Origin of the sequence: Sphaerisporangium sp. NPDC005289, assembly GCF_040607455.1 — a bacterium.
Lineage (GTDB): Bacteria > Actinomycetota > Actinomycetes > Streptosporangiales > Streptosporangiaceae > Sphaerisporangium > Sphaerisporangium rhizosphaerae.
Genome location: NZ_JBEXGS010000011.1, coordinates 185,143 through 200,358, shown reverse-complemented (window position 1 = coordinate 200,358; position 15,216 = coordinate 185,143). Strand labels below are relative to the sequence as shown.

Here is a 15,216-nt window from a genome sequence, read left to right as displayed (position 1 = left end):
AGGCGCGCGCGGTGAGGTTTGTCGGCCCCAGCCGATAACGTGCCCCGCATGACCAAGACGCAGAAGGCCGGCTACCGCTGCACCGAATGCGGCTGGCGCACCACCAAGTGGGTGGGCCGCTGCGGCGAGTGCCAGGCATGGGGCACGGTCGACGAAGAGGGCGCCCGCGCCGGGGTCCACGTCGTCCAGGGCGGCGCGGTCACCGCGCCCGCCGTGCCCATCGGCCAGGTCAAGGCCGAGTTCGCCCGCGCGCGCAGCACCGGCGTCGGCGAGCTCGACCGCGTGCTCGGCGGCGGCATGGTCCCGGGCGCCGTCGTCCTGCTCGCCGGCGAGCCGGGCATCGGCAAGTCCACCCTGCTGCTGGAGGCCGCGGCCAGCATCGCCCGCCACGAGACGGTGCTGTACATCACCGGCGAGGAGTCCTCGGCCCAGGTGCGCATGCGCGCCGACCGCATCGGCGCCATCCAGGACCAGCTCTACCTCGCCGCCGAGACCGATCTTTCCGCGCTGGTCAGCCATGTCGAGAAGGTCCAGCCGCGGCTGCTCATCGTCGACTCCGTGCAGACCATCGGCTCCTCCCAGGCCACCGGCGTGCCCGGCGGCGTCACCCAGGTGCGCGAGGTCACCGGCAACCTGGTCCGGCTGGCCAAAGAGCGCGGCATGTCCACGGTGCTGGTCGGCCACGTCACCAAGGACGGCTCGATCGCGGGCCCCCGCGTGCTCGAGCACCTGGTCGACGTCGTCCTGCACTTCGAGGGCGACCGCCACTCCCGGCTGCGCATGGTCAGGTGCATCAAGAACCGCTTCGGCCCCACCGACGAGGTCGGCTGCTTCGACCTCGACGAGGCCGGCATCCGCGGCCTGCCCGACCCGAGCGGCCTTTTCGTCTCGCGGCGCTCCGAGCCGGTCCCCGGCACCTGCGTCACCGTGACCGTCGAGGGCACCCGCCCGCTGCCCGCCGAGGTGCAGGCGCTCGTCGGCCCCACCGAGGCCCAGCAGCCCCGCCGCTCGTCCTCCGGCCTCGACCCCTTCCGCGTCACGATGATCCTCGCGGTGCTCGAACGCCGGCTCAACGCCAGGCTGAGCGGCTGCGACGTGTTCACCGCGACCGTCGGCGGCATCCGCCTGAACGACCCCGCGGTCGATCTTGCCGTGATGCTGGCCGTGGCCAGCGCGGCGGGCGACCGTCCGCTGCCGCCCGGCCTCGTCGTGCTGGGCGAGGTCGGCCTGGCCGGCGAGCTGCGCCCGGTCAGGGACGTCCGCCGGCGGGTCGCCGAGGCCGCCCGCCTGGGCTTCACCCGCGCCCTGATCCCCGCCGGCTCCCTCGACCAGGCCCCTTCCGCGATCGCGGCGGCCGGCAAGGAGTCCCTGCGGCCGGTGCCCGTCTCCCGCCCGCCCGTCCGCACGACCACCTTCTCCCAAGGTTTCGACGTCACCGAAGCCGAGAACGTATGGGACGCGCTCACCCACGTAACCTGAAGCGGCGTCCGGGTACGGCCGCCTCTTCGCCGGTAAACTGGGCGACGTCAGCGACCAGCGGGGGCCCTGTGGCAAACACCAACAAGGGGATCGACGAACGGCGAAGATCCACGCTTGCGATGCTCGCTCCGGGCACCGAGCTGCGCGACGGCCTGGAGCGCATCCTGCGTGGCCACACCGGCGGCCTGATCGTGCTCGGCCACGACCAGACGGTCGAGGAGGTCTGCACGGGGGGCTTCACCCTCGACGTGGAGTTCTCCGCGACGCGCCTGCGCGAGCTGGCCAAGATGGACGGCGCCATCGTGCTCGACCGCGCGGGCCGCAAGATCCTGCGGGCGGCCGTCCACCTCGTCCCCGACTCCTCGCTGCCGACCAACGAGTCCGGCACCCGCCACCGCACCGCCCAGCGGGTGGCGCGCCAGACCGGCTACCCGGTCATCACCATCAGCAAGTCCATGCGCATCATCGCCCTCTACCTCGAAGGCGTCCGCTACGTCCTTGAGGAGTCCGCGGCGATCCTGTCCAGGGCCAATCAGGCGCTCGCGACCCTAGAGCGCTACAAGATGCGCCTGGACGAGGTGTCCGGCACGCTGTCGGCCCTGGAGATCGAAGACCTCGTCACCGTGCGCGACGTGACGGCCGTCGTCCAGCGGCTGGAGATGGTGCGCCGCATCGCCGGCGAGATCGAGGGGTACGTCGTCGAACTCGGCGTCGACGGCCGGCTGCTGTCGCTCCAGCTCGCCGAGCTGGTCGCCGGGGTCGAGGAGGACCGCGACCTGATCATGCGCGACTACCTGCCCGCCGGGCCGCACCGGGTCGGCGAGTCGCTGGCGGAGCTCGACCTGCTGTCCCCCTCCGACCTGCTCGACCTCACGGCGGTCGCCCACGTGCTCGGCCACACCGGCTCCGAGGCCCTGGAAAGCCCGGTGAGCCCCCGGGGGTTCCGCCTGCTGGCCAAGGTCCCCCGGCTGCCCGCGAGCGTCGTGGACCGGCTCGTGGACCATTTCGGCGGCCTCCAGAAGCTCCTGGCGGCCAGCACCGACGACCTGCAGTCGGTGGGCGGCGTCGGCGAGTCGCGAGCGCGCAGCGTACGCGAGGGCCTCTCCCGCCTGGCCGAAGCCTCCATCCTCGAACGCTACGTCTGACCCGCGCGTGGACTCGGCGGCCGGGACGCCGAAGGGCTCACTCAGCGCAGGTGGAAGACGACCTTGCGGCTCCTGAGCGCGCCCAGCCGCGCCGCCGCCACGTAGGTGCCGTTGCCGGCGCGCGGGCGGGCCGCGCGGCAGTCGGGCCCCGAGCGGCGCCGGTCCCAGCCGACCATGCGCACGTGCGGCACCCCGCGCGACAGTCGCCGCACGTCGGCGCCCTCGCCGCTCACGCAGTCGGCGGTCGACCACACGCGGTCGGAGCCGGAGGTGACGCGCACCTCGACCTTGCGGGGCCCGACGTCCACCGTGCAGTCGAACCGGCCGATGTTGACCACGGTGAGCAGGAACCTGGGGAAGCGCCCCCCGGAGTAGACCTCCGACCGCCCGCGCAGGCTGATCACCAGGTCGGCGTCGCCGCACCGGTCGCCCGGGCGGCGGGGACGGTGCGGGCTCGGCGAAGGCGTGCGCGGCCGCGAGGCGTGCGGCGCTCCCGCCACCCGGGAGTCTCCCTCGTTCCCGCCGGCTCCGGCCGTCTTCCCCGCCGAACCCGGGACCGGCGCCGCCGTGGGCCAGGCCGTCGCGCTCGGGGACCGGCTCGGATCTCTGGACGCGGCCGTCACCGGCCGCCCGCCGGGACCCGCGCCCCCGGAGGCGCTGGAGCAGGCCCACGCGACCACGGCCACGACGACCAGCGCCCCGGTGAGCACCGACACCCGGCGGCGCCAGTAGACCTCCGGCCCCTCGACGCCGACATCGCCACGGAACGTGTCCGGATCCATACAGTCAGTATGGTGAGTTCAGACCCTCAGGTGGGTAACGACCCGCCGACGCGGGCGGCCCCCCTACCGCACCACTCCCGGCGAACCACCACAATCGCCCCGCGCTAGCGAGTGCGTTGTCCACGAACGTTCACCGGCTCGGACGCCGTGGCAGGCGCCGGCATCGCCGTACCACGACCCGCCGACCCGGCGCCGATCACTGCAGCACGTGGCCGAGGGTGGAGAGCCGCGCCCGGCGAACGTCTGTGGTCACCGCGCTAGCGGCGCAGGCTTCGCGAGCCGCCGCCCCCGGGAGGGCCGTTAGGCTCGGTCCCGTGGCCACCGGACTGCACGCCCCCATCCTCGACTGGTACGCCGAGAACGCCAGGGACCTCCCCTGGCGGCGGCCGGACGCCGGCCCGTGGGCGATCCTGGTGAGCGAGATCATGCTGCAGCAGACGCCCGTGGTGCGCGTCCTGCCGGTGTGGGACGAGTGGATGCGGCGCTGGCCCACCCCCGCGGCGCTCGCCGCCGAGCCGCCCGGCGAGGCCGTGCGCCACTGGGGACGCCTCGGATATCCGCGCCGCGCCCTCAACCTGCACGCCTGCGCCCGGGCGATCACCGCCGAGCACGGCGGGCGGGTGCCGTCGAGCTACGAGTCGCTGCGCGCTCTGCCCGGCGTCGGCGACTACACCGCCGCCGCGGTCGCCAGCTTCGCCTTCGGCGGCAGCCACGCGGTGCTGGACACCAACGTGCGGCGGGTGCTGGCCCGGGCCGTACGCGGCGAGGAGTACCCGCCGAAGGCCACCACGACCGCCGAGCGCAAACTGGCCGAGTCGCTGCTCCCCCCTCTGGACGCGCCGCGCTGGGCGGTCGCGGTCATGGAGCTCGGCGCGCTGGTCTGCACGGCGCGCGCGCCCCGGTGCGCCGACTGCCCGGTCGCCGCCCCCTGCGCCTGGCGCCTGGCGGGCCGCCCCGCCTACCAGGGCCCCGAGCGCCGCGGCCAGACCTACGCCGGCACCGACCGGCAGTGCCGGGGACGCCTGCTCGCCGTCCTGCGGGAGGCACACGGCGCCGTGCCCAAGGCCGCCCTGGACGTGGTCTGGGACGACGCCGTACAGCGCGAGCGCGCCCTCGACGGCCTGGTCGCCGACGGCCTGGCCGAGGCCCTCCCCGGCGACGCCTACCGCCTGCCCGCCTGACCGCCGGGCCGCTCGCATACCCGCCCGTGGCGGGGGCTTGGAGGTCGGGGTCAGGCGGCGAGTTTGAGGCCGAGGGCGGTGAGGTTGCGGCGGGTCCAGTCGAGCTCGTCGGCGAGGGTGGCGACCAGGGCGGCGGGGCCCTTGCCCTTCGCGGGGCTGGCCAGCCCGTGCGCCTCCACCTCGATGTGGGCGCCGGCGGCCGCCGGGCCCGACAGGATGGCGGTCAGGGTGTCGGTGAGGATCGACTCGGTGGCCGGGGCCTCGCCGGTGTGGTTGTGCACGTGCCCGAGCTTGACCACCGAGGCGCCGGCCGCCGCGACCCCGCGCAGGGCCGCGCCGGGCTCCTCGACGCCGCAGGTCAGGTGGCAGGCGTCCAGGCAGACGCCGAGGTACTCGGAGTCGATGCCGCACACCCGCTCGACCGCCTGCTCGGTGGTCTCCAGCACGCAGCCCGGCCAGGGCTGGAAGCCGACCCTGATGGTCTTGCCGGTGACGCTGTGCAGGCCGCGCAGCTCGCGGGAGAGCCGGTCCAGCCGCCGCGAGGCGATGGCGTGCAGGTCGGCGGGCCAATCGCGCCGCCAGCCGATCGGGATCGTGGAGATGCTGCCGAAGCGGACGTCCTCGGGGAGCAGGAAGGCCAGGATGCGCGCCAGGGACATCGTGTAGCGGTAGCGCTCGGGCTTGGCCCAGTCGGGCCCCGGGGTGTCCTGCCCCATGCCCCGGCCGCCCGCGCCGTTGAGGCTGACGACCTCCAGGCCGCGCTCCTCCAGCGAGCGGCGCAGCCGCACCAGCTCGATGCGGTCGGCGACGAGGTGGTCGGCCACCGCCGGGGCCAGCCACATGCCGATGCCGAGCCGGTCGACCCCGAGCCGTTTGCGCACGGGCACGGCGTACCGCGTGAGGTGGGCGATCAGGTTCTCCAGGTCCTCGGCGGGGTGTACGCCCGCGTTGTAGGACAGGTGAACGAGCGTGCCGTCCTCATGACACAGGCGCATCTCGGGTGCCTCCCAGGCGTACGTGCGTTCGCTTGTCGGGCCTCATGGCCACGGGGCGCCCGTTTCGGCGCGCGCGGCATTGCCCTCCCTGCCAGGAATCCGGCCCTGGCTCGCCCGAGTCTGCCCGGCCGGCACCCGCCGCCGCGTCCTCCCGGCAGCGGATCCCCCGCTACACCAGTGGGGGGATCTCGGCGGTGCTCACCGCACTCGGTCGATCTTGTGAGCCGTGTGGGCACGACTCTGACCCGATTCGCTCTACGGAGTGTAGTACTACTTGCGGTGGTGTCATAGCGGATACGGTCAAAGTGATCTCATGAAATACGAAGGACCCCCCGTGAGGTGGTCTCACGAGGGGTCCCGCGGCGATGTCCTGCCTGGTGGCGGAAGCCCGTCACCTGAGCCCGAAGCCGGCGCGCGACCGCGTGGCCGTCATGACCGTGGGGTCATCACGGCCGCGCGGTGCGAAGCCGAGCGATCACTAGGCCGAGCGGTCCGCCGGGCGGGCGGCGGCGCCGGCGCGGCTGCTCGCCGGCTCGGCGATGGCCGCCGCGGAGTCGGGGATCTCGGGCTGTGCCTTCTGCTCACCGACGAAGGTGAACGTGGCCTCGTCGCCCTCGCCCTCGGTCGCGATCTTGACGACCTGACCGGGACGGAGGTCGCCGTAGAGGATCTTCTCCGACAGCGTGTCCTCCAGCTCGCGCTGGATGGTGCGGCGCAGCGGCCGGGCGCCGAGCACGGGGTCGTACCCGCGGTCGGCCAGCAGCTGCTTGGCGGCGTCGGTGAGCTCCAGACCCATGTCGCGGTCCTTGAGGCGGGCGTCCACCTGGGCCAGCATCAGATCGACGATCTTGATGATCTCGGCCGGAGTGAGCTGGTGGAACACCACGACGTCATCGACGCGGTTGAGGAACTCGGGCCGGAAGTGCTGCTTGAGCTCCTCCTGGACCTTGGACTTCATCCGGTCGTAGTTGCCCTCGACGTCGTTGCTCTTGGCGAACCCGACCCCGATGCCCTTGGAGATGTCGCGGGTGCCGAGGTTGGTCGTCATGATGATGACGGTGTTCTTGAAGTCGACGACGCGGCCCTGGGCGTCGGTCAGGCGACCGTCCTCCAGGATCTGCAGCAGCGAGTTGAAGATGTCCGGGTGGGCCTTCTCGATCTCGTCGAACAGGACCACGGAGAACGGCTTGCGCCGGACCTTCTCGGTGAGCTGGCCGCCCTCCTCGTACCCGACGTAGCCGGGCGGGGAGCCGAACAGCCGCGAGACGGTGTGCTTCTCCATGAACTCGGACATGTCCAGCATGATCAGCGCGTCCTCGTCCCCGAAGAGGAACTCGGCGAGCGCCTTGGACAGCTCGGTCTTACCGACGCCGGACGGGCCGGCGAAGATGAACGAGCCACCGGGACGGCGCGGGTCCTTCAGGCCCGCACGCGTGCGGCGGATCGCCCGGGACAGGCCCTTGATGGCGTCGTCCTGGCCGATGATGCGCTTGTGGAGCTCGTCCTCCATGCGGAGCAGCCGCTGGGACTCCTCCTCGGTGAGCTTGAAGACCGGGATGCCGGTGGCCGTCGCGAGGACCTCGGCGATGAGCTCCTCGGTGACCTCGGCGACGACGTCCATGTCGCCGGCCTTCCACTCCTTCTCGCGGCGGTCGCGCTTGAGCTGGAGCTGCTTCTCCTGGTCGCGGAGGGCGGCGGCCTTCTCGAAGTCCTGCGCGTCGATCGCGGACTCCTTGTCGCGGCGCACCTGGGCGATCTTCTCGTCGAACTCGCGCAGGTCCGGCGGCGCGGTCATGCGGCGGATGCGCATGCGCGAGCCGGCCTCGTCGATGAGGTCGATCGCCTTGTCGGGCAGGAAGCGGTCGCTGATGTAGCGGTCGGCGAGCTGGGCCGCCGCCACGAGCGCCGCGTCGGTGATCGTCACGCGGTGGTGCGCCTCGTAACGGTCGCGCAGGCCCTTGAGGATCTCGATCGTGTGGCTCAGCGAGGGCTCGGCGACCTGGATGGGCTGGAAGCGGCGCTCGAGCGCGGCGTCCTTCTCCAGGTGCTTGCGGTACTCGTCGAGCGTCGTGGCGCCGATGGTCTGCAGCTCGCCGCGGGCCAGCATCGGCTTGAGGATGCTGGCGGCGTCGATCGCGCCCTCGGCGGCGCCCGCGCCGACGAGCGTGTGCAGCTCGTCGATGAACAGGATGATGTCGCCGCGCGTGCGGATCTCCTTGAGGACCTTCTTCAGGCGCTCTTCGAAGTCGCCGCGGTAGCGCGAGCCGGCCACCAGCGCGCCGAGGTCGAGCGTGTAGAGCTGCTTGTCCTTCAGCGTCTCGGGCACCTCGCCCTTGACGATCTTCTGGGACAGGCCCTCCACCACGGCGGTCTTGCCGACGCCGGGCTCGCCGACCAGAACGGGGTTGTTCTTGGTCCTGCGGGACAGGACCTGCATCACCCGCTCGATCTCCTTGTCGCGCCCGATCACCGGGTCGAGCTTGCCCTCACGCGCGGCCTGGGTCAGGTTGCGGCCGAACTGGTCCAGCACAAGAGAGGTGGAGGGGGCGGACTCCTGGGTACCTCCCGCCGCCGCCGGCTCCTTGCCCTGGTAGCCGTGGAGCAACTGGATGACCTGCTGGCGCACTCTGTTGAGATCTGCGCCAAGCTTCACCAGCACCTGAGCAGCAACGCCCTCGCCCTCGCGGATGAGGCCCAAGAGGATGTGCTCGGTGCCGATGTAGTTGTGACCCAGTTGCAAGGCCTCGCGGAGCGACAGCTCAAGGACCTTCTTGGCGCGCGGGGTGAACGGAATGTGCCCCGACGGCGCCGACTGCCCCTGGCCGATGATCTCCTCGACCTGCTGGCGCACACCTTCAAGACTGATGCCGAGGCTCTCAAGAGCCTTGGCGGCAACACCCTCACCCTCATGGATCAAGCCAAGAAGAATGTGCTCAGTGCCGATGTAGTTGTGGTTGAGCATCCGGGCCTCTTCTTGGGCCAGGACGACAACCCGCCGTGCGCGGTCAGTGAACCTTTCGAACATCTCGTCGCTCCTCACAGAGCGGTCAGGCAGCTCGGGATATCCGGGCCCGCCGCATCCGCATGCTAGCCCCGACCGGTGACCGCTCTAGACAGGAGACGTTCCCCGAGAGCAGGGCGTTCACGCTCCATCCAACTACTGTTGGGGGGTCACATGTTCCCGCTACGCCGCAAGCGAACGACGTTTAACATCGCCGTTTTACGTGTACCCCCGGGCCGCGCCCCGGACGATCACGCTCGGAAAACACGATCATGCGGCTATGGCGGCGATTCCTGACTGGTCACCGCCATAGCCGAGTGATCCACAAAGAGCTCGTCAGTGTGCCGCTTCGTACTGCTCGACCACAGAGGAGGCAATACGACCGCGCTCACTGACGGAGATCCCGTGGGCCTTCGCCCACGCCCTGATCTCCGAGCTCTTTTCCCGGGACGGACGCTGGCCGCCGCCCCGCTTGCGACCCCGGGTGGCGGCGCCCTCCGCCCGGCGGGCATTGGACACGAAAGCCGACAGCGCCTCGCGTAGCTTCTTGGCGTTGTCGCCGCTCAGGTCAATCTCGTAAGCGGAGCCATCAATCGCGAAGGTGACAGTCTCATTGGCCTCGCCACCATCGAGGTCGTCGATGAGTATCTTCTGGATCTGCGTGGCCATCTGGCAATCCTTTCGCAGAGCATTGTTCGATTCGCCAGCCAAAGATATACCCGGTAACCCCGGCTGACAATTCACGGAACCCACAGGTTCTCATGGAACCCACAGGTACAAGAGGAGCGGCGGCGCCGGGCCCTCCGGTCAGTCGGAAGAAGCCTCAGATGCCTCAGATGACTTCTCCGAGGACTCCGCCTCCTGACGCCGGCCCCCCGCTTCGGAACGGAACAGCTTGACGACCGCGATGATGACCACCGCGGCGACCACCAAGGGTGGTATCAACGCGGACAATACATCGTTCATTGATCCTCGCTCCACGCGGGGTGGGCATTCAGCGCCCCTCCCACGTTAATTGTCACACGAGACTCCCGCGCTCTGTACCACGGCCCGCTCATCCGGGAGTCACGGTCCGACTCTATCCCCACAGGAGGTCAGCGGGGGTTGCGGGGCCGGGGGCCAAAGCCGCGAAGGACCGTTCCACAGCATTCTCCGTCTCTCCAGGCGTCTTACCGGATGGCCCGGGAAAGGCGGATCCGCCGGAAAACACGGACGGGACGGCCGCGTCGCGGCCGTCCCGTCAATAAAGCTGATCTCAGCGGGGAGCCTTGACCACAACCGTGCCCGCGAGCTTGTCGTGCAGGCCCTGCTGTAGCGGCTTGTCGGTGAGGATAAGCACGCCGAGGACGAGGACGAAGATGCCCGACAGGACGCCGAGGAAGGGAATGCCGTACAGCACCAGCACGCCGGGGTAGATAGCCGAGCGCTTCATCAACGCCGACGAATCCACCGGAGCGCCGCCGACGCCGACGAGGCGGATCTTCATGACCTTCTTGCCGATGGTCTGCCCGTCCTTGGAATGCAGCACGTAGTCATAGGCGGCGTACGCGCCGTAGGCGATGATCGCCGAGACCAGGCCGGGGACGAAGGAGGAGGAGACCGCCACACCGGGGTTGGCGAGAATTTCCTCCGTCGACGGCACGAACATCGGGGAGAGGATGAGGTTCAGGATGAAGTAGACGACGCCGAAGATCAGCATGTCGATGATCCGGGCGACCCACCTCTCCCACCACTCGGCCAGCGGCGCGGGAGCGCCCGGAGGAAGCGGCGCGCCCTGGGGGCCGCCGTAGGGGGCGTTGTAGCCCTGGGGTGCGCCGTACCCGCTCTGGGGTGCACCGTAGCCCCCCTGGGGGGCGTCGTAGCCGCCCTGGGGAGCGCCATAGCCGCCCTGAGGGGCGCCATAGCCGCCACCCTGGGGGTTGCCGTATGGCTGGCCCGGGCCCTGCGGATCGTAACCGCCGGGGGGTGGTTCTGCCGTCATTTCGTCACCTTTCGCGACTGCGAAGGAAGCTGCGGTTCGTGCAAGGTCCTATCGCATGTAGGGGTATGTCCGTTACCTTTTCGCCGATTCGGCCGCCACGTGTGCGCCGGATCGGTCGCATATAGCAAACGAGGCCGGGGGATCACCCCCGGCCCCGAGCGCGCGCCGCTTACTTGATCTTCACGACGACGGTCTTGGCGACCTTGTCGTGCAGACATTGCTGCAGCGGCTTGTCCCAGAACTGCCACAGGACGTTCACCAGGTAGAACACCCACGTGACCAGGCCCACGACCGGGACCCACGCGAGGAACTCGAAGCCCCACAGGACGCCGGCGCGCTTGATCGCGACGTCCGAGGCGAGCCCGCCCTCGACGCCGCCGCCCACTGGGACGATCTTGATGCCCATGACGATCTTGCCGACCGTCTGGCCACGCTGCTTGGTCATCAGGAACTCGTAGCCGACCCAGACCAGCCCGGCCAGGATCGCCGTCAGCAGGCTGGCCAGGAACACGCCGCCGCCCGGGCTGATCGCGCCCGTCGCGGGGTCGAAGCTCGGCGCGGTGACGATGAGCGCCGCCAGCACGGCGTTGAGGATCACGTACGGGATCACGATGATGACGATGTCGATGATGCGGGCCACCAGGCGCTGCCACCACTCGGCCAGCGGGGCGGGGGCGCCCGGAGGCTGCGTGCCGGTGGCCGGGTAGCCCTGCTGGTAGCCGGCCGGGCCGTAGCCCTGCTGGCCGTACTGCTGGCCGTAGCCCTGCTGGCCGTAGGCCGCCCCGTACGGCGGCGCCTGCTGGGCGTGCTGCTGCCCGTAGCCCTGCTGGTCGTGGCCGGCCTGCTGCCCATACTGCGGCTGGCCGTACGGCTGCTGCCCGTACTGCTGCTGGCCGTACTGGGCCTGCTGGCCGTACGCCTGCTGCGCGTCCTGCTGGCCGTACTGGCCCTGCTGGCCGTAGCCCTGCTGGGCCTCCGGCTGGCCGTACTGCTGCTGGCCCTGCTGGGCCTGCTGGGCCTGCTGGCCGTACTGCTGCTGCCCGTAGCCCTGCGGCTGGGCGTAGCCGCCGGTCTGCTGGCCGTACTGCGGCTGGCCATAGGACGACGACTGGCCCTGCTGGCCGTAGCCCTGCTGGGCCTCCTGACCGTACGCCTGCTGACCGTACTGCTGGGGCTGCTGCCCGTACTGCTGCTGGCCCTGCTGGGCCTGCTGGCCGTACTGCTGCTGCCCGTAGCCCTGCCCCTGCTGGGGGTGGGAAGGCTGGCCGTAGGCTCCGGTTCCACCCTGCTGGCCGTAGGCGCCCGGCTGGCCGTAGGCTCCCGTCCCTGCCTGCTGGCCGTAGGCTCCCTGCTGGCCATAGCCCTGCTGGGGGTAGGCGGAGTGCTCCGAGGCCGGCTGGGGACGGTGGACGACGGTCACCTCCGGATCGATGCCCGGGGGGTTCTGCTGCCCATATTGCGGAGAGCCGGTTGACGAATGACCCTCGTCCGGCTCGTCGCGTGGGTACGGCGGCTGTCCGGTGCTCACCGTGTCACCTCACTTCGGCTTCGCACGTGGCCTCTGTCAGGCGCACGTGCCGTGGTGTTGCCAAGGTAGCGACAGCGGGATCAACAGTCACCTTTCCATTCCGTCACTCCGAAGGTCAGGATCGCGGATTCACATGCAGCAACATCCGCGTGTTGCCCAGGGTGTTCGGCTTGACGTGCTCCAGGTCGAGGAACTCGGCGACGCCCTCGTCGTAGGAGTCCAGGAGTTCGGCGTAGACCTCGGGGGAGACGGGCGTGCCCTGGATGGGGACGAAACCGTGCCTGCCGAAGAACTCGACCTCGAAGGTCAGGCAGAAGACCCGCTGGACCTCCAGCCGGCGGGCGGCGTCGATGAGCGCCGCGACGATCATGTGGCCGATGCCCATGCCGCGGCAGCCGGCGTCGACGGCGACCGTGCGGATCTCCGCCAGGTCCTCCCAGAGCACGTGGAGCGCGCCGCAGCCCACGACCATGCCGTCTCGCTCGGCCACCCAGAACTCCTGGACGTCCTCGTACAGGGTCACGGTCGCCTTGCGCAGCAGGCGCGGCCCGTCGCCGGAGTAGGTGTCGACCAATTTCCTGATCGTCCGCACGTCGGAGGTGCGGGCCCGCCGGACGGCGGGCGCGCCCTCGGCGGACGGGCGCTGCGCGGCCTGCCTCATGACGCGTCAGCGTATCCGCCCACCGGCGGGGCGGCGTTCGACGCCGTGCCGAGGCCCCCCGATAACGGACTGTCCGAAATACCTGCCAATTCGCGTCGCCATCACGGAGCGTGATCCGGCGCACGCGGTCGGTGCGCGCCGCGGGAAGGTCTGGGAGCGTGGCGCGCGAGATGCTCTTTGACCTGCGGCTTTTCTTCGAGCCCCTGCCCGCGGGCCGGGTAACCGCAGCTCGGAACGGGTGCGGGACTTCCACCGGCGTGATCTTTCCGTGACGCGCCGGTTGTGGAACCTCAACAGAATTCGCAGTTCTGGTTGAGCAGGAACCTGAACTGGACTAATGTCCAGCGTCAATGTCGGTCGTCGTTCCGCGGCGACCGCACCGCCTAATTCCCGCCCCATCCGAACGGCGGGAAACCGGGGACCCAAAGGTGGGTCCGGGGGAGGTCCCCCGGCGACCCGCCACCCCTGGGGTGAATCCGAGAGGGAGGCATCGCGATCCTCCATGGTCACGTGCTCGGTAGGGCTGCTCCGGCCCGAACCCGTCAGCTAACCCGGTAGGCGTCCGAGGAGAGGAGCTTTTTGGTGCAGCCTAGGCGCACGCCTGGAAAGAGCGCGGGCAGGCACGCCCGCGGGCGAGAACGCGGTGCCCATTCCCGCTTCGGGAGCGCCTCCGGTGCGTCCTCGCGCCTTCCCCGCCGCATCGCGCTGGTGACCGCCGCGCTGATGGCCGTGACCTTCGGCTCGCCTCTGGTGTCCGCGACGGCCGAGCCCAAGCCCAGCCTCAACGACCTGAAGAACCAGGTCGAGCACCTCTACAACCAGATCGAGTCGCTCACCGAGCAGTACAACGGCCAGAAGGAGCGCCTCAAGCAGGCGCAGCGTTCGGCCGAACTCGCCAAGAAGACCCTCTCCAAGAGCGAGGCCGACCTGGAGGCCAAGCGCGCCAGAGCCGGCATGTACGCCCAGGACGCCTACATGACCGGCGGTCTCGGCTCGCCGCTGACCCTCGCCATGTCCGGCGACCCCGACGCCTACCTCGACCGCGTGGCCACGACCTACGCCCTGCAGCTGCAGCAGGGCGAGGAGGTCGCCCAGATCGGCAAGGCGATGGCGACCGCCGAGCGCGCCAAGGCCGGCGCCAAGGCCCGCGAGGCCGAGGTCAAGAAGCTCGTCTCCGACCTGTCCTCCCAGCGTGACAAGATCCGCGGCCTGGTCGCCAAGACCGAGGGCAGCCTGTTCAAGCGCGCGCTGTCGCAGGCCGGCGGGTACGGCCGGGCCACCAGGATCGAGATCCCGATCCCGGGCGAGGGCAAGGCCGCCCAGGCCGCCAGGTGGGCGCTGACGCAGCAGCTCAAGCCGTACGTCTGGGGCGCCGCGGGGCCGAGCACCTTCGACTGCTCCGGTCTGGTCCTGTGGGCCTACCAGAAGGTCGGCATCAGCCTGCCGCACTACACCGGCGACCAGTGGACCGCGGGGACCCACATCTCCCGCGAGGACCTGCGCCCCGGCGACCTGGTCTTCTTCTACAGCGACCTGCACCACGTCGGCATCTACATCGGCGGCGGCATGATGGTGCACGCACCGCGCACCGGTGATGTCGTGCGGGTGGTCCCGCTCGGCAACCGCCCGTTCGCCGGCGGCGTGCGCATCGCCGACTAGCGCCACGGCGCGCACGCCGGACGAGGCGGCCGCCGGTACGGTGACGCCGCCTCGCGCCGGGACGAGGTACCCCTGCCTCGGACGGTGCGACCTCAGATGAGGCGGCGCCGCGCCGCCCAGGCCACGGCCTCGATGGCCGTGGCGACGCCTATGCGGTCGCAGATGCCGCGCAGGCGGCGTCGTACGGTGCGGCCGCTCACGTCGAGCCTGCGTCCCACTCTGTCGACGGTCACGCCCTTGGCCAGTTCGGCGAGCAAGAGAAGATCATCGTCGCTCAGTCCCACACCGTCTGATCCCGAAGGAATGTCATTCCCTCGGGAAACCAGATCCGGATACGCCATCGGGTGTCCTCCCCCACGACGAACTCGGCAACATACTGAATGCTTCGGCCCGCCCCGTCAGGAACGTTAAACGCCGCGTTGAAAGGTCGTCAAGCACTGACCTCGATACCCATGACGTTTGTGATTGACATACCAGTGCATATGTGAACTACTCGTGACATGTCCCCGCACCTCCCGGTCCGGGGGGACATCGGCGATGATCATGGCCGTGGGCCGCATGATCCGCCATGGAAGACCACCGCGGCGCTGGTGGAGGCCCGGTTCCATGCGGGACGCCTCGCGGGCGCCCCGGCTCGGAGATATACGGTCGACACGCTATACGCCGAATTCGACCCGCGAAACCAGTACGCTTTCTGACTTTCTTCCGCCGGGCACGCCCGTGGGCGTAACACTCCGGCCACCCACGATTTGCCGTGGCCGATCACCGCGCCGCGCCGTATTCGACGCGCGCGCCCCCTCCACG

13 protein-coding genes and 1 riboswitch are annotated in these 15,216 nt (G+C 70.3%); of the genes, 4 read left to right on the top strand and 9 right to left on the bottom strand.

Going from position 1 to position 15,216, the window contains the following annotated elements:
• Nucleotides 1-48: 48 nt before the first annotated feature.
• Together radA and disA are read left to right on the top strand one after the other, a co-directional pair.
• Complete coding sequence (radA, locus tag ABZT47_RS20980) at nucleotides 49-1,479, top strand: DNA repair protein RadA (RefSeq protein WP_354844366.1); 1,431 nt, start codon at nucleotides 49-51, stop codon at nucleotides 1,477-1,479.
• Nucleotides 1,480-1,547: 68 nt separating this feature from the next.
• Nucleotides 1,548-2,624, top strand: a complete 1,077-nt coding sequence (disA, locus tag ABZT47_RS20975; RefSeq protein ID WP_354844363.1) for a DNA integrity scanning diadenylate cyclase DisA — start codon at nucleotides 1,548-1,550, stop codon at nucleotides 2,622-2,624.
• Between the two features lie 41 nt (nucleotides 2,625-2,665).
• Here the strand turns inward: disA and ABZT47_RS20970 are convergent, their stop codons facing one another.
• Nucleotides 2,666-3,406, bottom strand: coding sequence for a hypothetical protein (locus tag ABZT47_RS20970; RefSeq protein ID WP_354844360.1), 741 nt, complete (start codon nucleotides 3,404-3,406; stop codon nucleotides 2,666-2,668).
• Nucleotides 3,407-3,720: 314 nt separating this feature from the next.
• Between ABZT47_RS20970 and ABZT47_RS20965 the strand changes: the two genes are divergently transcribed.
• Entirely contained in the window at nucleotides 3,721-4,587 is an 867-nt protein-coding gene (locus ABZT47_RS20965) for an A/G-specific adenine glycosylase (protein WP_354844357.1), read from the top strand.
• 50 nt (nucleotides 4,588-4,637) lie between these two features.
• Here ABZT47_RS20965 and ABZT47_RS20960 read toward each other — a convergent pair whose 3' ends face one another.
• The 7 genes from ABZT47_RS20960 to ABZT47_RS20930 all read right to left on the bottom strand — a co-directional run bounded on the left by ABZT47_RS20960 (nucleotide 4,638) and on the right by ABZT47_RS20930 (nucleotide 12,753).
• On the bottom strand, nucleotides 4,638-5,582 hold the full coding sequence (locus ABZT47_RS20960) for a TIM barrel protein (RefSeq protein ID WP_354844354.1): 945 nt from the start codon (nucleotides 5,580-5,582) through the stop codon (nucleotides 4,638-4,640).
• A gap of 478 nt (nucleotides 5,583-6,060) precedes the next feature.
• Nucleotides 6,061-8,607, bottom strand: coding sequence for an ATP-dependent Clp protease ATP-binding subunit (locus tag ABZT47_RS20955; RefSeq protein WP_354844351.1), 2,547 nt, complete (start codon nucleotides 8,605-8,607; stop codon nucleotides 6,061-6,063).
• Between the two features lie 312 nt (nucleotides 8,608-8,919).
• Nucleotides 8,920-9,252 carry an Lsr2 family protein gene (locus ABZT47_RS20950; RefSeq protein ID WP_354844348.1) on the bottom strand — a complete coding sequence of 111 codons (333 nt, stop codon included), beginning with the start codon at nucleotides 9,250-9,252 and terminating at the stop codon, nucleotides 8,920-8,922.
• Between the two features lie 138 nt (nucleotides 9,253-9,390).
• Complete coding sequence (locus ABZT47_RS20945) at nucleotides 9,391-9,549, bottom strand: hypothetical protein (protein WP_354844345.1); 159 nt, start codon at nucleotides 9,547-9,549, stop codon at nucleotides 9,391-9,393.
• Between the two features lie 289 nt (nucleotides 9,550-9,838).
• Nucleotides 9,839-10,564 carry an RDD family protein gene (locus ABZT47_RS20940; protein ID WP_354844342.1) on the bottom strand — a complete coding sequence of 242 codons (726 nt, stop codon included), beginning with the start codon at nucleotides 10,562-10,564 and terminating at the stop codon, nucleotides 9,839-9,841.
• A 169-nt stretch (nucleotides 10,565-10,733) separates the two neighbouring features.
• Nucleotides 10,734-12,092: an RDD family protein gene (locus tag ABZT47_RS20935; protein WP_354844339.1), complete on the bottom strand. Its 1,359-nt coding sequence runs from the start codon at nucleotides 12,090-12,092 to the stop codon at nucleotides 10,734-10,736.
• A 115-nt stretch (nucleotides 12,093-12,207) separates the two neighbouring features.
• Nucleotides 12,208-12,753, bottom strand: coding sequence for an amino-acid N-acetyltransferase (locus ABZT47_RS20930; RefSeq protein ID WP_354844336.1), 546 nt, complete (start codon nucleotides 12,751-12,753; stop codon nucleotides 12,208-12,210).
• A gap of 381 nt (nucleotides 12,754-13,134) precedes the next feature.
• Nucleotides 13,135-13,330: riboswitch (cyclic di-AMP (ydaO/yuaA leader) on the top strand.
• Between the two features lie 131 nt (nucleotides 13,331-13,461).
• Between ABZT47_RS20930 and ABZT47_RS20925 the strand changes: the two genes are divergently transcribed.
• Nucleotides 13,462-14,412, top strand: coding sequence for an NlpC/P60 family protein (locus ABZT47_RS20925; protein WP_354844333.1), 951 nt, complete (start codon nucleotides 13,462-13,464; stop codon nucleotides 14,410-14,412).
• 92 nt (nucleotides 14,413-14,504) lie between these two features.
• On the opposite strand, the gene ABZT47_RS20920 is transcribed toward ABZT47_RS20925, so the two are convergent.
• Nucleotides 14,505-14,669 (bottom strand): LuxR C-terminal-related transcriptional regulator, encoded by a 165-nt coding sequence (locus ABZT47_RS20920; protein ID WP_307837838.1) that lies wholly within the window; start codon nucleotides 14,667-14,669, stop codon nucleotides 14,505-14,507.
• Nucleotides 14,670-15,216 lie beyond the last annotated feature (547 nt).